Raw genomic sequence first — 18223 nt, forward strand, 5'->3', positions numbered from 1 at the left:
TCGGCCACCGCTCCTCCAGCGATCGGATCGGACGTCACCGCACATCCAACCGCCACGACCGCCGACCCGGCGAACCAACGCGGCCACAGCACTAGCTAGCCACGGACCCCTTGGAATTGATCATCTAGGCGCCTCGCGGGAGGGCGGTTCGCGGGAGGGGCGACGTCTACGGCCGGTGGAGCCTGCCTGCGACGGCCAGGAAGACGTGGAGGTTCGCCACGCCGCTGACCGGGACGGTGCACCAGGGGCCGGCCGTGCCGGACTTCAGGATCCGGACGCTGCCTCCGCCGACCTCGATCCCCTGGACCTCGGACCAGGGAAGACGGCCGTTGCCGGTGGAGGACACACCCGTACGGGAGACCGACAGGGCGCCGAAGTCGGTCTTCCCGCCCTCCAGAACCGCTTCCAGGACCGCCTGCCCCTGTGCACGGAGAACCGCCTCCTGCATCCAGGGGCCCCAGCTCTCGGGGCTCTCGTAGAACTCCGTGATCTCCGCGCCGCCGGAGTGCGGGGCGACCACGGAGTAGACGTACTTGGCCGGGGTCGGGACACCGTTGACGATCAACTGGGTGATGTCCTGGTAGATCTTCACGGAGTCCCAGCGGAAGGCCGTCATGCCGTCGCCGAACCGCGGTTGCACGATCATCCCGTGTTCGAACAGGTAGAGGCGCTTGGCGGCCTGCTTCCTGCTGAAGTTCGGGAAGCGGCGCATCCACCAGTAGCAGAGCAGACCGGGAATCAGGAAGAACGCCGCGAACGTGACGATCATGTTGAGGTAGAGGACGAAGAGCAGTTTCCCGAGCCGCTTGGGGCCGAACTCGCCCTCCAGTCTGCCGAGTTCATGTCGGGCGGCCAGTTGGGCGGCCCCGGGAGAGCGGACGGTCGGTGTGGTCATGGGCCGCTGCCTCACTTGGAAGGGACGGAGATCGGGGAACCTGCCGGTGTCCGGGGCTATTGCGCCCCGAACTCCGGTCATCTGCCGGGCCGTCGGCGTGCCGGACCGGCGATGTCATGAGACGTTATGGGGCGGCACGGCATCCCACCAGCGACTGGATCGTATGGAAGCCATGCACTGAACGCATGTGTCCGGGACAGCGCACTGAACGCATACGTCGGGGAGAGATCACTGAAGGCATGTGCCCAAAGATCGCGCTGGAGGAAACGTGTTCGAGACCGAGGCACTGCGGCTGCTCGTGACCGTGGCCGACACCGGGTCGTTCACCGCGGCCGCGGCCAGGCTCAACTACACGCAGTCCGCGGTGTCCCGGCGGATCGCCGCACTGGAGCAGCAGGCGGGCGGGCCGCTGTTCGAACGGCTCCCCCGGGGCGTACGGCTGAATCCCGTCGGCCGGGCGCTGCACCGGCACGCCGAGGACGTGCTGGACCGGCTGTCGCGGGCGGAGCAGGAGCTGACCGTGATCCACTCGGGCAACGGCGGGATGCTGCGCGTGGGAGCCTTCGCGACGGCGAACATCTCGTTGATGCCCAGGGCCCTGCGGGAGTTCAGGCGCACCAGTGCGGACGTCGAGGTCATCGCGGTCGAGGGCCGGAGCGACACCCTGGTGCGGCGCCTCGCGGAGGGGGCCCTGGACCTCGCCGTGGTCAGCGACTACCCGTCCGGTCTGCCGTCGGCCGACGGCGTCACCACGGCCGTACTGCTGGAGGACGAACTGTGTGTCGCCCTCCGCCGCGACCATCCTCTGGCGGGATCCGGATCGATCGACCTGCGCGATCTGCGCGAGGAGGCCTGGATCCAGGACACGTACGGCGACCGTCCCACGATGCTCGCCGACGCCTGTGCCCGGGCCGGCTTCACCCCCAGGAAGATCATCAGGATCGCGGAGTGGACCGGCAAGTTCGGGTACGCGGCCGCCGGGCTGGGAGTGGCGCTCGTCCCCTCACTGGCCGCCTGGGCGGTCCCGGCCGAACTCGTGCTGTGCCGCCTGGACGACCCCGCCCTGCGACGGACGGTCCACCTGGCGCTGCCCGCCGCCCCACTCCCGGCGGCCCTGAGACTGCGGGACCTGCTGCACGGCCAGAGGTAGCTCACCGGCCGCTCCGCTCACGCCGGCGGCGCGGTCCGGTCCGCGTGGCGGGCTCGGATCGCGTCGCGGGCCGTCGTGACCTCCGTCAGCCGGGCGGTGAGGCGGTCGTGGTCGGAGCCGGGGCTCTCCAGTACGTCGGTGAGGATGGCGGCGAGGTTGGCGAGGTCGTCCCAGTCGGGGTTCATGGCCAGGAACTCGGCCAGGCCACGGTCGGCGGCGGGCCAGTCGGCGAGGGCGCAGCCGACGAAGCACCGGCCCTGCGCGCGCTCCGACTCGTCCAGGCCACCGCCCTCCTGGATGGTCCGGGCCAGCTCCCGCCAGAGCGGTTCGGCGGCCGGCAGGCCCTCGGATCCGCTGACGGTCACGGCCAGTTGGAAGGTGCCGGGGATCGGCTCCGACTCCCGCATCCGCTCGGCCAGCTGTCGGGCCTCCGGCCACCGCCCCGCGTGCCGGTGCGCCTCGACGCGCAGGTCGTCCAGGTCGTCGTCGGGCGTCGGCGCCCGGTCCGCGCCCGCCGCCAGGCGAGCCGTCGCCTCGTCCCAGCGGTCGCACAGCATCAGCAGCTCGACGGCCGTGCGGCGTGCCCAGTCCTCCTCCGTCCCCAGTTCGACGCACCGGTCCAGGTCGGCCAGCGCCCGCTCGCTCCGCCCGGTCGCCAGGCCGACCCGGGCGCGTGAGGCGTGGGCCCATCCGTAGTCCGGGTCCAGCTCCAGGGCACGGTCCAGGTGGCGGAGGGCCTCCTGGTGGTCCTTCATGACGCGGTAGGTCCCGCCCAGGCCGGCCAGAGTGACGTGGTCGTCCGGGCTGCGTTCCAGGATGCGGCGGAAGACGGTGACCGCCTCCTCGTACAGGCCCGCGTCGCGGTACTCCGCGCCCAGTTCGTGACTGGTCCAGTCGACGTGGGAATCCGTGTCCACGGCTCGCCGCAGGTCCTCGAACTTGCCTTCCCGGTCGCCCAGTTCGTGCTTCGTGTGGGCCCGCATCACCAACGCCCAGGAGTAGTCGGGCTCCAGCTCGACCGCACGGTCCAGATCGGCCAACGCCTCCTCGTAGCGGCCCAGTTCGTGGAGGGCCTGGCCACGGCCGGCCAGGGCCGAGGCGTAGTCCGGTTCGAGGGAGACGGCCCGGCCGAGTTCGGTGACGGCTTCCTCGTGGCGGGCGGCACGCCGGTAGGCGTCACCCCGCTCCGACGCGACCCAGGCCTCGTCGGGCGCCAGCTCGACAGCGCGGTCGAAATCGGCGAACGCCTCGTCAAGCTCCCCTCTGGTGCGGCGCAGCCGGGCCCTGCGCACCAGCGCCCACACGTACTCCCCGTCGATGCTCAGCGCGCGGTTGAAGTCGGCGAGCGCCTCGTCGTACCGCCCGAGAGCATGCCGGCACACGGCTCGCCCGGTCAGGACGTCGTCATTGGTCGGGTCGAGGGCGACGGCACGGTCGAAATCGGTGACGGCCTCCTCGAAACGGGCCGCGAGCCGATAGGTCTCCGCTCGCTCGGAGATGATCCACCCGGTGTCGGGGGCCAGTTCGTCCGCCCGGTCGAAGGCGGCCAGCGCGGCCGGGAGGTCGTCCATCAGCCGGAGGGTGAAGCCGCGGCCGTAGTGGGCCCAGGCCAGCTCCGGATCGAGTTCGAGCGCCCGGGCGTACTCCTCCAGGGCCCGCACGTGCTCCCCGCCGTGGCGCAGTTCCCGGCCCCGCAGGGTGTGCGCCGCCGCCCGGCCGCCGGTGTCCAGCCCCGGCCGGGCCAGGAGCAGGGCCATCGCTCCCGCCACCCCGCTCTCGTCGTCCGCGAGCGCCTCGCCCAGCTCCCGGCCCCACTCCCTGAGGGCCGCGTTGTCCGTCGCGTCGCCCGCTTCCGCCAGCATCCGCGCCCAGCGACGGCCGACGACCGCGTCCTCACGGCACGTCTCGACCAGCGACCGCAGCGCCTCACCGAGCGCGGCGGGCGGCCGGGCGCAGAGCAGGTGGTACGTCTCCTCCAGGCGCAGCCCGCGCCACTCCTCGTCCTCCCACAGGTCCTCGGGCTTCCGGCCGGCCCCGACGTCGGCCCGCCACTCGGCGAACGCCTCCGCCAACCGCCGGTGCCGCCCGGCCCACTCACGCCGGGACCTACGGCGTTCCATCCTGAGCATCGGCGCCCGTACGACGTCGTGGTACTGCACCCGCTCCCCGCGCTCGCCGACGAACGGCAGCCCGGTCAACCACTCGTACAGCACGTCCAGTTCGTCGTCCGGGCGGTCGGTGACCAGGACCCGGAAGACGTCGGCGTCGAGCCACCGGGGCAGGGCGCAGATCCCGGCGACCTTGCGGCGGACGGCCGGTTCCGACTTCAGGAACAGTTCCACGGCGCCGGCGCTCGGGTCTCGCACGGCGTCCGGGTCGCCGGGGCGCTTGTTGGCGAGCGTCGACACGAGGACGGGCAGGCCGCCCGTGAGGCGCAGCACCTCCTCGACGACCGGCTCGGCGACGACCCCCTTCCCGGCGAGCAGCCGGCGCGACTCGGTCTCGGTGAACGGCGTGAGCGGCACGTCCGCCACCGAGTCCAGGCCGCTCCAGCGGGCGGGGTCCAGCGGGCGCTGTCCGGCGGTGACCACGACGACGGTCGCGGGCAGCCCGCCGTCCGCCGTGCCGCGCGTGACCATCTCGTGCAGCCACGGGTCGAGATACGGCCCTGTCCGCTCGTACGTGTCGAGGAACAGGACGATCCACTCGGCGGTGGAGGCGGCGGCGCGCAGTTCGCGGAGCAGGATCGGCGTGAGTACCTTCTCGGGCGCCGTCACGAGTTCGATGTCGTCGGGGTTGCGGAAGCGGGCGCCGAGGCCGGCCCGCAGGCGGTCGGCGCCCAGCGCGAGCCGGTCCGCCGGGAGGGCGCTCGTGAGGAGGCCGCCGCCCGGCAGGCCGGCCTCCACTGCGGCGAGGCCCAGCCCCACCGCGGCCCTGCTGCCGGCCGACGCCGCCTCCGGCTCGGGTGCGGGGCCGCCGGCCAGCGCGGCGAGGGCCGCCGCCGCCGCCTCGTGCCGCCGCTCCTGGTACGCGGTCAGCCGCCGCTCCAGGTCCTTCAACCGCCGCCCCTGGTAAGCGAACTGGTCGCAGATCTCCGACAGCGCCTCCGGGACGCTTCCGGCGTGCTCGTCCACGTACGCGGTGAGCGCCCCGCGTTCGCGTGCCAGGTGCCGCAACTCCTGTACCAGGAAGGTCTTTCCGACGCCCGCGGTGCCGTGCACATGGAAGCGGAAGCGTTGTCCGGCGTCGCCGGGCCGGAGGTCGAAGTTCCGCAGGAACGCGGCCCGTTCGGTGTCCCGGCCGACAAATCCGGCGCGGTTCCCCTGCTGGATCAGCTCCTGCCTCGACGGCCCTGCCTGCGCCACCCGTCCGCCTCCTCGCCGCTTTCGGTCCCGCTTTCGGTCCCGCTTCGGTGCGGGTCCCAGTCTGGCTCAGGGTGCCGGAGATGACCTAGTGAGCTGGTCTTGAGTTGCTCCGTCGCCACGTGAGTCGTGTGCTGTTTCAGATCATGGCGTTGGTGGTGGCCCCGGCTGGTGGTTGGCGGTCTGCTGTGGGGATGGGCGACAACAGGCTTGAGCCGCTGGTGTTATCCGATGCCGGGCGGCGGACGTTGCACGGCTGGGCCACGCGCCGGACCACGGCGCAGGGCCTGGCCCTGCGGGCACGCATCGTGCTGGCGTGCGCGGATGGCGGCAGCAACATTGCGGTCGCCGCGCGACTGGGCGTCAACCGGGGCACGGTGGCCAAGTGGCGGGCGAGGTATCTGCGGGCCGGGCCGGACGGGCTGAGCGACGAGCCGCGACCCGGGGTGCCGCGCACCATCACCGACGCCCAGGTGGAGGAGGTGGTGGTGCGCACCCTGGAAGAGGTCCCGCAGGGCGCCACGCACTGGTCGAAGCGGGAGATGGCCCGGCAGGTGGGGATCTCCCCGACCAGCGTGCACCGCATCTGGCGGGCCTTTGGGCTGCAGCCCTGGCGGACCGAGGTCTTCAAGATCTCCCCCGACCCGCTGCTGATCGACAAGATCCGGGATGTGGTCGGCCTCTACCTGGCCCCGCCGGCGAATGCGGCGGTGTTCGCGGTGGACGAGAAGCCGCAGATCCAGGCCCTGGAACGGACGGCGCCGGTGCTGCCCATGGTGCCCGGGACACCCGAGCGGCGCAGCTTCGACTATGTCCGGCACGGCACGGTGGACCTGTTCGCCGCGCTGAACACCACCACGGGCAAGGTGATCGGGACGCTGTCCGCGCAGCACCGGGCAGTGGACTTCCGGGACTTCCTGGACGAGATCGACCGTCAGACCGGGCCCGGCCTGACGGTCCACGTGATCTGCGACAACCTCGCCGCTCACAAAGCACCCGTGGTGCACCGGTGGCTGCTGGAACACCCGCGCTTCCACCTGCACTTCACCCCGACCTACTCATCGTGGATCAACCAGGTCGAGCGGTGGTTCGCCGAGCTGGAACGGCGTTGCCTGGAACGCGGCGTGTTCTGCTCCCTCGACGACCTGAAGACCGCACTCGAGGACTGGATCAAGATCTGGAACAGCAACGCCAAGCCGTTCAAATGGACCAAGACCGCCGACCAGATCATCGACCGCATCTGCCGCTACTGCTCACGCATCTCCGGACCAGCTCACTAGGAGTTGGCAGGCGGAGGGGTACGCGCGATGAACCTTGGAGGCAGTGGTGCCGGTCACCGTCCAGGGCGCGGCGGCGGGCGGCACCTCAAGGCGCTTGCGGTGTAACGCGTATTTCGGCAAGTAGGCAGGTAGTGGGAACGCGGCATGCCCTGATCGGCCCGCCTCGTGAAAGCGCCAGGCGGGCCGATTGGGCCGTCTCGACCCGTCGGCCGTCAGTTCAGCTGATTCTTGCGAGGAACCCCGGGCGTTCACGCCCGGGAGGAATCGCATCTCGGGACTGCGACGCGGAGCGTCCCGGTGGCCTCTGTGGCGGAGCCGGAGCAGTTGCTCTCGGCGCGGAGCGCCGCACGGCCCCAAGAGGCCGAAGGCAGTGAAGGCCTGCATGGGCGCAACGGGTCGAACACCTAACGGGAACGGGTGTCCCAGTGGTCGGTGGTTCGGGTGCTCGATGGGCGAACATCCCTGTGACGACTCCCGGACCGGTAGCGTCCCGGTCATGAAGCTGGTCGTGCGGGTGAGACTTGTGCCGGATGCCGTGCAGGCGTCCGCGCTTGAGCGCACCCTGCCCACGATCAACAAGGCGGCGAACCGGGTCTCGGCGACCGCCTTCGAACGCTTCGGGTTGAAGGGCTCCGTGAAGGAGTTGCGGGGCCTGTGTTACGGGGAGTTGAAGGCCGGTGGCTTTGGTGCGCAGGCCGCGCAGCACATCATCAAGCGGGTGGCCGACGCGTATGCGACGTTGCGTGCGAACATCCGCGCCGGGAACCTTGGCACGCCGGGCTCCAAGCGTCGCCGTAAGGCGGAGTCCAAGCCGATCGTGTTCCGCCCCCATGCAGGCCACACGTATGACGATCGTTGCCTGTCGTGGAGCTACGACGCGCAAACCGTCAGCATCTGGACCCTGGACGGGCGGGTCAAGACTGTCCGGTTCGCCTGCTCGGCGAACGCGCTCAAGCAGCTCACCGAGCACCGCAAGGGCGAGTCCGACCTGACGTTCACAGACGGCAAGTGGCTGCTGACCGCCACCATCGACCTCCCCGAGCCCGACGTGTTCGCACCGAAGGACTGGATCGGAGTGGACCGGGGCATCAGCAACCTCGCCACCACATCCGACGGCGACAACCACTCCGGCCGTCGGCTGGACCGCTACCGGCGCTGGCAGGCCCGAAAGAAGGCCGAACTCCAAGCAAAACAGACCCGTTCCGCCAAGCAGTTGCTGAAAAAGCGGGCCCGCCGTGAGGCGCGGCACGCCACCCACATCAACCACAAGATCTCCAAGACTGTCGTTGCTGTCGCCCAACGCACCGAACGCGGTATCGCCCTCGAAGAGCTGAGGGGTATCCGCGAGCGGGTCACGGTTCGACGCGATCAGCGAGCACGACAGTCATCGTGGCCGTTCCACCAACTCGGCGCGTTCATCGCCTACAAGGCGAAGCGCGCCGGGGTTCCGTACATCGAGGTGGACCCGGCCTACACCTCGCAGCGCTGCCCGCGCTGCGGCCACACCGAGAAGGCCAACCGGCCCACTCGGGACCACTTCTCCTGTCGTCGGTGCGGCCTCGCTGGGCCCGCCGACCACGTCGCCGGGGTCAACGTGCGCCAGCGCGCACGCTCGGCGTGGGCCTTCGTCAACATGCCCGATCCCGTCCCGGCACAGCCCGGACAGGTAGATGTGACCCGTGACCGTCCCGTCGTAGGGGGCAGTCGGGAGCATAAGCAAAGCCGTCTCGACCGAGCCCACAAGCTCGGTCGTTCACGGCCGAGTAGTTGACTTCTTCTTCAGCTCCTCGGCGAGCATCACAAGGATGCCGCTGGGGCCGCGGAGGTACGTGAGCTTGTAGACGTCCTCATAGGTCGCCACCCCGCGAAGCGGATGGCATCCGTGCTTTGCGGCCACCTCAAGGGCTTTGTCGATGTCGTCGACCGAGAAGGCGACGCGGTGCATGCCGATCTCGTTGGGACGCGTGGGCTCCGACTCGATCGCTTCGGGGTGGATGTACTCGAAGAGCTCAAGGCGGCCCTGACCGTCCGGCGTCTGGAGCATCGCGATCTTGGCGTGATTGCCGTCAAGGCCGACGGCGGTCTCGGTCCACTCACCACTGACCGTGTCACGGCCGACGACCGTGAGTCCGAGATCGGTGAAAAACGAGATCGTCTCTTCGAGGTCACGAACCGCGATACCGACGTTCTCAAGTTTGATCCCCATACGCCGCATGCTATCGAGCCGGGCCGATCGGCGGCTTCCGGTAGAACACAGCCGAGTACGCCGGCCGCTCAGCGTGACTGGAGGGCGTCCAGGGCCACCGCCTGGGCGATGGCCAGGCGGCGGTCGAGGTCGGGGTTCGCCATGTCGAGTACGTAGCGGTCGCGTAGGCCGAACTTCTTGTCGACCGACATCGCCCGCTTGTCGCCCTCGGTGAAGTCGAAGTGGTACGGCCATGCGAACGGCAGGAAGTCGACGAGCGGCAGGAACTCCCAGACTCGGCGCAGTACGGCCACGAACCCGCTGCGCTCGCGTCCCGTGAGTTGTGTCGTGCCCGGTTGGTCCAGGCTCCAGGTCGAGCGCAGCAGGGAGGCGGCGAACTCCTTGCGGAAGGTGCCGATGGGGTTGCCCGACTCGTCCCGTACGTCGTAGGTGGCGCCGACGTCGAGGAGCTGACGGGCCTTGAAGGTGAGCAGGACACTCTTCTTGGACTCGTCGGAGTAGACGGTCATTTCTTCCTTGATCGCGGTCCGTTTCTGCTCGGCGTAGGCGACGACCTCGCCCTCGGAGCCGTCCGGACGGGCCACGGTCACGACATACCGGTTGGCCATGACGGTCATCTTCTGCCGGACGTTGAACCGCTCGTGCGCCTGCAGCTGTGCCTTGTCCACGTGACGTCTCCCGTTTTCGTTCCCCTGCGCTGCTTCCTGCCGAACCATCGTCGCCGCGACGGCCGGTCCGGATCAGTCCTCGAAGGTCGCGGTCCGCAGCGACCTTCGGCTACGGCGCCGACGCCCCCAACAGCGCCCGCCCCGGCCGGAGTCGTCCCGTGTTCGTTCACTTTCGTCGTTCGGCGGCGCGACGCAGGGATGATGCGGGCGCTCCCCGGCACTGCCTATCGTCGGGCCGTGGAACTGGACCAGGCGAAGACCGCCCGCATCTCATGGCCGCTCCGACGCGGGCTTTCCGCCGCGTCGCCCTGGAGTCGGGGGCGGATCGCCGGGGAGACCGTACTCACCGTTGTGCTCGCCGGGCTCGCCGGGCTGATCGACGCCGCGGGGGCCGGGTTCGGCGTACGGACCTTCGTCGTCGTCGCGGGCGTCGCCCTGCTGTCACTGATCCGGCGCGCACTGCCCGCGACGGTGCTGGTCGTCTCGGCCGCCGCGGCCGGGGATCTGGCCGGCGCGGCACCGCTGCTGCTCTACGCGAGCTGGTCGGCGGGCAGCCGCATCACCAAGCCCTGGCGGGTGGTCGCCGCTTTCGCCGCCGCGTTCGTACTGCATACCGCGCTGTCGTTCCGCAGCGAGCTCGGCGCGGGTTCCGACCTGCCGCTTGCCTTCACGGGCGCGCTGAGCGCGGCGGTGTTCCTGACTCTCTCGATCGTGCCGGGGCTGGCCTCCCGCTACCGGGCGCAGCGCCACTCCCTGCTGGACGCACTGCAGCGGAACAACGTCCAACTCGTGCGCGAGCAGGCCATGGTGGCCCGACAGGCACGTCTGCTGGAGCGGGGCCGCATAGCCCGGGACATGCACGACAGCCTCGGCCACCAACTCGCCCTGATCGCCGTGCACGCGGGCGCCCTGCAAGTCGATCCGGACCTGACCGACCGCCAACGGGAAGGGGTACGGATCCTGCGGGACGCCTCCGTGACCGCGATGGGCGAGCTGCGCGAGGCCGTCGGCATCCTCCACGAGGAACGGGACAACGAACGGGACGACGAACGGAACTGGCCCGACGTGCACACCCCCGAGCCCGCGCGCATCGAGCCCCCCGAGCCCGCGCCTGTCGAGCACACCGAGCCCGCCGACGCGGACGGCGGGCGTCCGGGCTCCCGCGCGGTCGCCTCCATCGACGGCCTGGTCGAGTCGTCCCGGGCCGCGGGCACGACCGTGGAACTGCTCCGGTCCGGCGCCGTCCGGCCGCTGGCGCCCGCGGCCGGCCACACGGCGTACCGCATAGCCCAGGAGGGCCTGACCAACGCCCACAAGCACGCCCCGGGCGCCCCCATCGCCCTCGCCCTGCGCTACGAACCGGACAGCCTGGTGGTGGAGGTCGCCAACGGGCCTGCGCCCGCCGGGGCACCAGACGTCCCGGCGGCGATCAGCGGGGGCCAGGGGCTGAGGGGGCTGCAGGAGCGGGCCCGGCTCATCGGCGGCATGGTGCACACCGGGCCCACCCCGGACGGCGGCTTCCGTATCGCGGGCATGCTGCCCTACGGCGCGACCTCCGTCGGTCCGTACAACGACTTTGTGGGGCAGCCGGGCGCCGGCGCCGCGGAACACAGTGGAGCGGTCATCAACCGGTCCGATCCGCAAGGGGAGTTCGCCGCCACCATGAGCAGGAAGAAGAACGTGGCCATCGGCTGCGCCGTCACCGCCGTCGTCCTCGTCGTGGGCGTTGTCGCCCTGGGAATCTGGGGGGTGAGCGCGCTGATGGACGAGATGAACAAGGCCACGATCCCGCCGAGGGTGTACGAGTCGGCGAAGGTCGGCGACCCCGAGTCCGCCGTGCAGGACAAGCTGCCCGACGAGGACTCGGTACTGACCTCGGCCTGGGCGGACCAGGGCCCGAAGATGCCCAAGGGCGCGGACTGCCGCCACTTCGCCTCCGACGACCCCGACGACACCACGACCGTCTTCCGGTTCTGCTTCCGCGACGGAGAGCTGGTCGAGAAGCGGACCTTCAAGGACGAGAGCTGACCCGGAGGAACGAGAAGTAGGCCGGAAGACCGGGAGTCGACCGCAAAGCCGCGAAACGACCCGGCCCGCGTCTGCGCCCGCGCCCCCGCACACCGTCTCCGCGACGCACCCGCCCGGATCAGGGCATGATGGCGAGGCCATGCCATCCGCTCCCGACCGACACCGCGCAGGAGGCCGTGTGATCCGGGTCCTCGTCGCCGACGACGAGCCGCTCATCCGGGCCGGCATCAGAATGATCCTGACCTCGGCCGACGACATCGACGTGGTCGCCGAGGCGGGTGACGGCCGCGAGGCGGTGGAGAACGCCCGGGGCACCGCCGTCGACGTGGCCCTGCTGGACATCCAGATGCCGGTGATGGACGGGCTGACGGCCCTGGCCGAACTGCGCCGGGCCGCGCCGAACGTACGGGTGCTGATCCTCACGACCTTCGGCGAGCGCGACAACGTACTGCGCGCGCTCGGCCACGGCGGCGCGGGCTTCCTGCTCAAGGACTCCGCGCCCGACGAGCTGATCCACGCGGTGCGGGCGGCCGCGGCCGGTAACGCCTATCTCTCACCGGCGGCCACCCGGCACGTGGCGGACGCCCTCTCCTCCCCCGGGGCCACCGCCCGCGCGGAGGAGGCCCGGCACCGCCTGGACGGGCTGACCGCACGGGAGCGGGACGTGCTCGCGCTGCTCGGAGAGGGCCTGTCCAACGCGGACGCGGGCAGGCGGCTGCACATGAGCGAGGCCACCGTGAAGACGTACGTGAGCCGCATCCTGACCAAGCTCGACTGCGACAACCGGGTCCAGGCGGCCCTCCTCGCCCGCGACGCCGGCCTGCACGCGGGCGACGTCTGACCCGACCGGTCCCGCGACGCGGCTCACGTTCTCGTGCGCCGTCTCGTCAGCAGTGGCATGACCACGAGAATCCGGTACGCCGACCTCCGCCGAGCGACGGGGCGACGCATCCGATGACTTTGCCAGCTCTTTACAACCCGGTGCGCCGCTGTCTCGTCTCTCCGCTCGATTCCGTACCCCAGTCCGCCGGATCACCGGGCGGGCGGGCCGACGAAAGAGAGCGATTCATGCGCCGAACTGTCCTCAGCGCCATAGCACTTGCCTGCACCGCCGTACTGGCGAGCACGGTGCCCGCGTTCGCCGACGCGTCGACGCCGACCGTGGCGCCGAGCCAGACCCCCGCCTCGACGGCGACGCCTGCGCCGAGCAAGCCCGCCGAGACCGACCCGACGCTCGCTCCGAGCGGGCCCGCCGAGTCGACCCCGGCGGCCACCGCCGAGCCGAGCCAGACGCCGGCCAACGAGGTCTCCGTCGTACCGAGCGGAGCGCCCGACACCGGTGAGGTGTCGACGTCGACGAAGTCCGGATCCGACAGCGGGATGATCGCCGGGGGCACCGCCGCGGCGTTCGCCCTCGGCGGGGCGGCGTTCTTCGTCGTACGTCGTCGGCGGGCGACCGGGGAATGACCCTGCCGTCCAGGCGCGCGCTCTCCCGGCGCGCGTTCGTCACCGCCGCGGCGGCCTCGCTGCTCGTGAGCTGCGACGGCGAGAGCGCCACGGACGACCGGGCCGGAACCACACCGACCGGGAGCTCGTCGCCGCCCTCGCAATCCCCCACGAAGGCGGCGAAGGCCCTGGGACGTTCGGTTCCGGTCAGGTTGCGGGTCCCGTCCATCCAGGTCGACACCCCGGTCATGCGGCTGGGGCTGGCCTCGGACGGCACCGTGGAGGTGCCCCCGATCGCGGCGGACGACAAGGCGGGCTGGTACGAGCACTCGCCCACACCCGGCCAGGTCGGCCCCTCGGTGATCCTCGGCCATGTCACGGTCGGCTCCTACGGCGACGGGGTCTTCCATCACCTCTCGCGGCTGCGCCGCGACGACCGGATCGTGGCACGGCTGGAGAACGGCACGGAGGCGGAGTTCACGGTCACCGACGTACGGACGGTCGCCCAGGCGGAGTTCCCGACGAAAGAGGTCTACGGGAACGTGGGCAGTCCCGAACTGCGTCTCATCACCTGCGGGGGCCCCCGCACCGGTGACGGGTACCGCGACAGCGTGATCGTCTTCGCCGAACTGAGCGCCGACAAGCAGTAATCCGTACTCCTCAGCGAGTAGTCCGGAACCGGAACACGTGGCCCGGACCACGTGGCCCGTAACCCGTAGCTCCAGGATCCTGGGCCGAGGCACCGTACGTCGACGTACGGTACGCCGACGGCCCGGGATCCTTCCTACGGGTCCATCACGACCATGGAGAGCGTTGAAACGGTCCCGCGAGACGGCAGCGTCCGAGCTGTTCGCCGCCCTCTACCCGCGCCTGGCCGGCTGGTGCCGCCGCCTGGTCGACGACGACGAGACGGCCCACGAGATCGCCTCGGAGGCCTTCACCCGGCTCTGGGCCCGCTGGACGAAGGTGGCCGAGCCCCGCGGTTTCCTCTACGTCACCGCCGCCAACCTCGTCCGGGACCACTGGCGCAAACTGGAGCGTGAGCGCAGAGCCGTACGCCGTGTCAGCGACGAGGTCGCCGTCCGGCCGCAGAACGAACAGGCCGACCCGTCGGTGCGCCTGCTCGTGCAGGCTCTGCCGGAACGACTGCGCGTGCCGATCCTGCTGCACTACTACGCCGACATGCCGATCCGGGAGGTGTCCGTGCTGACCGGGCGCAAGGAAGGAACCATCAAGTCCGACCTCCACGCCGCCCGAGAAATGCTCCGCGCCCACCTGAGGAGAAGCGTTGATCACACCCTCTGAGGACGGTCCGGACCTGGAGCCCGACGACCCCCTCGCCGTCATCCTGCGGCCGGCCTCCGGCTATCTCGCCCCGCCCCCGGGCGGCTACGAGGCGATCCGCCGCGACGCCTCCCGCCGCCGGGTGCTCCGCGCCGCGGCCGGGGTGGGTCTGTCCTGCGTCGCCGCCGCCCTCATCGCGCTGCCGTTCCGCCTGGCCGCGTCCGACGCTCCCGCTTCCCCGTCGGTGCCGATGGCCCCGCCGCCCGCGAGCAGTTCCTCGCCCCCGCCGACCCTGTCGCCGTCGTCCGGCGACCCCAGCACCGGCACCCGCGCCCCGAAACCGAGCGCCAGCTCCCCCGCCCCGGACGGCTCCACCGCCCCGAGCGAGCCGGCCGACCCCAGCCGCGGGACGTCGGCGACACCGGCCCAGCCGTCCGTCGAGCCGTCGGACCAGCCGTCGACGGCTCCGGACCAGACCGACACCGCGACCGAGCCCAACACCCAGCCGTAGGCCGGGCTCGGGCCCCAGGCCCAGGCCGGTTCCTAGTCGACGACCGCGACCTTCGTGCCCGCCGTGCCGAATTTCCAGACCGCGTCGCCGTCGGCGGCGCGCATCCGGATCCCGCCGGTCGGTACGCCGGACGCGGGCGGTGGCGGGGAAGCGCCGTCCAAGGCGTTCGAGAAGGCGATGTTGGTGCCGGAGCTGACGGTGAAGAAGACAATGTTCTCGATCTTCACGCCGTCGCTGCCCGTGCTGGCCTCACGCCGGGTGCTGACCGTGTACGAGCCGGGCGCCGGGTTCACCGTCCCCGGCCACACCGTGAAGCTGCGCCGGGACGCGTCGCTCGCGTCGACGAGCCATACGCGGCGCTGGTCGAGGGAGTAGACGATGCGCCGTCCGGTGCCGGAGCCGTCCGGCACCACGACCGGCTTGGTCTCGTCGGGGCCGGTGGAGGGCTTGGCGGTCGCCGAGGCGGAGGGCTTCGGTGACACCGAGGCCGTGGGCTGCGGGCCCTTGTCGGCCTTGACCGCCAGGAACGTCACCGCCACCAGAGCAGCCGCGGTCAGACCGGAGACCCAGACCCACGAGGGAAGCCGTCGGGCAGGCACGCGTACGCATCTCCTCAGCTCTGATTCACCCCGTCGGAGGGTCGGATCATCCTACTCCGACGGGGCCCTCGGCCGATCCTGGCCCACCGCCCCGGGCCCCGCTCCCGCACACCCGGGAACGCGGGAACCCACGCACCCGCGTCCGTCACTCCAGCACGGGCAGCAGCTCCGGCAGGTGTCCGTCCGAGGCCGCCGCCGCCCGCTGCCGCTCCTCGGGCACCTCGCCGTACAGCGTGGTGCGGGGCCGGGACGGCCGTCCCGCGGCATCCGCCACGGCGATCAGTTCCTTGACGGACTTGTACGAGCCGTAGGAGGAGCCCGCCATCCGGGAGATGGTCTCCTCCATCAGCGTCCCGCCGAGGTCGTTGGCGCCCGAGCGGAGCATCTCCGCCGCGCCCTCCGTGCCCAGCTTCACCCAGCTGGTCTGGATGTTGGGGATGTGGGGGTGGAGCAGGAGCCGCGCCATCGCCATCACCGCGCGGTTGTCCCGCGTCGTCGGGCCCGGGCGGGCGATCCCCGCCAGGTACACCGGCGCGTTCGTGTGGATGAAGGGCAGCGTCACGAACTCCGTGAAACCGCCGGTCTGTTGCTGGATCCGGGAGAGCGTACGGAAGTGGCCGAGCCAGTGGCGGGGCTGGTCCACATGCCCGTACATCATCGTGGAGGAGGAGCGGATGCCCAGCTCGTGCGCGGTGGTGATCACCTCGATCCAGGTCGCCGTGGGCAGTTTGCCCTTGGTGAGGACCCAGCGGACCTCGTCGTCGAGGATCTCCGCGGCCGTACCGGGAATCGAGTCGAGGCCCGCCTCCTTGGCCGCCGTCAGCCACTCGCGGATCGACATACCCGTACGGGTCGCGCCGTTCACGACCTCCATCGGCGAGAAGGCGTGGACGTGCATCCCGGGCACCCGCTCCTTGACCGCCTTCGCGATGTCGAAGTAGGCCGTCCCCGGCAGGTCCGGGTGGATGCCGCCCTGCATGCAGACCTCGACGGCCCCCAGGTCCCACGCCTGCTCGGCACGGTCGGCGACCTGGTCGAGCGACAGGGTGTACGCGTCGGCGTCCGTGCGGCGCTGGGCGAAGGCGCAGAAACGGCAGCCGGTGTAGCAGACGTTGGTGAAGTTGATGTTCCGCGTGACGATGTACGTGACGTCGTCGCCGACCGCCGCCTTGCGGACGTCGTCGGCGATCCGGCAGAGCGCGTCCAGCGCCGGTCCGTCCGCGTGCAGCAGCGCCAGCGCCTCGTCGTCGGTGAGGCGGGTCGGGTCGTCGGCGGCCGTCGCCAGCGCCGCCCGTACGTCCGTGTCGATCCGCGACGGCACCATCCCGGGCGCCGCGGCCTCCCGAAGCGCGTCCCAGTCGCCGTACACGTGGTCGTAGTCCTCGCGCCGGTCGGACGTGCGCCCCTCCGTGTCGATCGACGCGTGCAGATCCGTACGGCCCGACGAGGTGAACGCCTCCTCGGGCTCCTGCCAGGGATGGCCCTCCACGACCGCGTCGGCCACAGCCAGCCCTGTCTCCGGGTCGGCGAGCGCCCGTACGTGCGGGAGCAGCCGCGGGTCCAGCCACGGCTCGCCGCGCTGCACGAACTCCGGGTACACACACAGCCGTTCGCGCAGTTCGAAGCCGGCCTCCGCCGACTGCTCGCGCAGCAGGTCGATCTGCGGCCAGGGGCGCTCGGGGTTGACGTGGTCGATGGTGAGCGGCGAGACCCCGCCCCAGTCGTCGATCCCGGCGCCGATCAGCCGCCCGTACTCGGAGTCCACGAGGTTCGGCGGTGCCTGGAGGCAGGCGGAGGGGCCCATGATGTGCCGGGCCACGGCGACCGTCGCGACCAGTTCGTCGAGCTCGGCGTCCGGCATGCCGCGCATCGCCGTGTCCGGCTTGGCGCGGAAGTTCTGGATGATCAGCTCCTGGACGCCGTGGTACGCCCGCGAGACCTTCCGCAGCGCGAACAGCGACTCCGCGCGCTCCTCGTACGTCTCGCCGATGCCGATCAGCACACCGCTGGTGAAGGGGACCGACGAGCGGCCCGCGTCCTCCAGGACGCGCAGGCGGACGGCCGGCTCCTTGTCGGGCGAGCCGTGGTGCGGGCCGCCCGGCTCGCTCCACAGCCGTGTCGCCGTCGTCTCCAGCATCATGCCCATGCTCGGCGCGACGGGCTTGAGCCGCTGGAAGTCGGTCCACGACATGACACCCGGGTTGAGGTGGGGCAGCAGGCCCGTCTCCTCCAGGATGCGGATCGAGATGGCCCGTACGTACGCGATCGTGTCGTCGTAGCCGTGCGCGTCGAGCCACTCGCGGGCCTCGGGCCAGCGGTCCTCGGGCTTGTCGCCGAGGGTGATCAGGGCTTCCTTGCAGCCCAGTTCGGCACCCTTGCGGGCGATGTCGAGGACCTCGTCCGGAGACATGAACATCCCGTGCCCGGCACGGCGGAGCTTGCCGGGCACGGTGACGAACGTGCAGTAGTGGCACTTGTCCCGGCACAGCCGGGTGAGCGGGATGAAGACGCTCTTCGAGTACGTGATGACGCCGGGGCGGCCCGCCGCCTCCAGGCCCGCGTCACGCACCCGGGCGGCGGACGCGGTCAGGTCGTCCAGGTCGGCGCCGCGTGCCTGGAGGAGGACGGCGGCCTCGGTGACGTCGAGGGCGACGCCGTCGCGGGCGCGTTTGAGGGCGCGACGCATGGCGTTCGCGGTGGGCCCGGTTCCGGAGGTCGCGGAAGTCGTCATCCTTCGAGCATACGATCGCATTGATCAGGCCCTACGAGAGATGGGCCACGTCACCAGCGGCAC

15 protein-coding genes are annotated in these 18223 nt (G+C 71.1%); 9 read left to right on the forward strand and 6 right to left on the reverse strand.

All coding sequences use genetic code 11. From position 1 onward, the window contains the following. Positions 1-166 precede the first annotated feature (166 nt). The gene (locus tag ACH4YP_RS17450; protein WP_398491084.1) at positions 167-895 is read right to left on the reverse strand and encodes a DUF6585 family protein; all 729 of its coding nucleotides are present in this window, start codon (positions 893-895) and stop codon (positions 167-169) included. Positions 896-1163: 268 nt separating this feature from the next. Here ACH4YP_RS17450 and ACH4YP_RS17455 point away from each other — a divergent pair, with 268 nt between their 5' ends. Continuing rightward, positions 1164-2045 (forward strand): LysR family transcriptional regulator, encoded by an 882-nt coding sequence (locus tag ACH4YP_RS17455; protein WP_398491085.1) that lies wholly within the window; start codon positions 1164-1166, stop codon positions 2043-2045. Positions 2046-2062: 17 nt separating this feature from the next. Here ACH4YP_RS17455 and ACH4YP_RS17460 read toward each other — a convergent pair whose 3' ends face one another. Beyond that, positions 2063-5410 (reverse strand): tetratricopeptide repeat protein, encoded by a 3348-nt coding sequence (locus ACH4YP_RS17460; RefSeq protein WP_361051074.1) that lies wholly within the window; start codon positions 5408-5410, stop codon positions 2063-2065. A 191-nt stretch (positions 5411-5601) separates the two neighbouring features. Between ACH4YP_RS17460 and ACH4YP_RS17465 the strand changes: the two genes are divergently transcribed. Both ACH4YP_RS17465 and ACH4YP_RS17470 read left to right on the forward strand, forming a co-directional pair. Continuing rightward, entirely contained in the window at positions 5602-6687 is a 1086-nt protein-coding gene (locus ACH4YP_RS17465) for an IS630 family transposase (protein WP_361051071.1), read from the forward strand. Positions 6688-7183: 496 nt separating this feature from the next. Beyond that, on the forward strand, positions 7184-8458 hold the full coding sequence (locus tag ACH4YP_RS17470) for a transposase (protein WP_361051068.1): 1275 nt from the start codon (positions 7184-7186) through the stop codon (positions 8456-8458). Here ACH4YP_RS17470 and ACH4YP_RS17475 read toward each other — a convergent pair. Next, on the reverse strand, positions 8441-8893 hold the full coding sequence (locus ACH4YP_RS17475) for a VOC family protein (RefSeq protein ID WP_398491390.1): 453 nt from the start codon (positions 8891-8893) through the stop codon (positions 8441-8443). The two genes, ACH4YP_RS17470 and ACH4YP_RS17475, sit on opposite strands and share 18 nt — an antisense overlap. 68 nt (positions 8894-8961) lie before the next feature. Further along, positions 8962-9561: a hypothetical protein gene (locus ACH4YP_RS17480; protein ID WP_398491086.1), complete on the reverse strand. Its 600-nt coding sequence runs from the start codon at positions 9559-9561 to the stop codon at positions 8962-8964. A gap of 243 nt (positions 9562-9804) precedes the next feature. Here ACH4YP_RS17480 and ACH4YP_RS17485 point away from each other — a divergent pair, with 243 nt between their 5' ends. The 6 genes from ACH4YP_RS17485 to ACH4YP_RS17510 all read left to right on the forward strand — a co-directional run bounded on the left by ACH4YP_RS17485 (position 9805) and on the right by ACH4YP_RS17510 (position 14830). Beyond that, positions 9805-11589 (forward strand): sensor histidine kinase, encoded by a 1785-nt coding sequence (locus tag ACH4YP_RS17485; RefSeq protein ID WP_398491392.1) that lies wholly within the window; start codon positions 9805-9807, stop codon positions 11587-11589. Positions 11590-11767: 178 nt separating this feature from the next. Beyond that, entirely contained in the window at positions 11768-12430 is a 663-nt protein-coding gene (locus ACH4YP_RS17490; protein ID WP_361051062.1) for a response regulator transcription factor, read from the forward strand. Positions 12431-12657: 227 nt separating this feature from the next. Further along, complete coding sequence (locus tag ACH4YP_RS17495; RefSeq protein ID WP_398491087.1) at positions 12658-13056, forward strand: sortase-dependent protein; 399 nt, start codon at positions 12658-12660, stop codon at positions 13054-13056. Then, positions 13053-13685 (forward strand): class F sortase, encoded by a 633-nt coding sequence (locus tag ACH4YP_RS17500; RefSeq protein ID WP_361051056.1) that lies wholly within the window; start codon positions 13053-13055, stop codon positions 13683-13685. Before ACH4YP_RS17495 ends, ACH4YP_RS17500 begins: the two co-directional genes overlap by 4 nt. Before the next feature lie 163 nt (positions 13686-13848). Beyond that, on the forward strand, positions 13849-14340 hold the full coding sequence (locus tag ACH4YP_RS17505) for an RNA polymerase sigma factor (RefSeq protein ID WP_361051053.1): 492 nt from the start codon (positions 13849-13851) through the stop codon (positions 14338-14340). Next, entirely contained in the window at positions 14324-14830 is a 507-nt protein-coding gene (locus ACH4YP_RS17510) for a hypothetical protein (RefSeq protein WP_361051050.1), read from the forward strand. The genes ACH4YP_RS17505 and ACH4YP_RS17510 overlap by 17 nt, the downstream gene beginning before the upstream one ends. Before the next feature lie 32 nt (positions 14831-14862). Here the strand turns inward: ACH4YP_RS17510 and ACH4YP_RS17515 are convergent, their stop codons facing one another. Together ACH4YP_RS17515 and ACH4YP_RS17520 are read right to left on the reverse strand one after the other, a co-directional pair. Continuing rightward, positions 14863-15429 carry a hypothetical protein gene (locus ACH4YP_RS17515; protein ID WP_398491088.1) on the reverse strand — a complete coding sequence of 189 codons (567 nt, stop codon included), beginning with the start codon at positions 15427-15429 and terminating at the stop codon, positions 14863-14865. Positions 15430-15574: 145 nt separating this feature from the next. After that, on the reverse strand, positions 15575-18160 hold the full coding sequence (locus ACH4YP_RS17520) for a bifunctional FO biosynthesis protein CofGH (RefSeq protein ID WP_361051044.1): 2586 nt from the start codon (positions 18158-18160) through the stop codon (positions 15575-15577). Positions 18161-18223: the final 63 nt, after the last annotated feature.

Source organism: Streptomyces sp. NPDC020747 (assembly GCF_044334695.1).
In the GTDB taxonomy this organism is placed as follows: Bacteria; Actinomycetota; Actinomycetes; order Streptomycetales; family Streptomycetaceae; genus Streptomyces.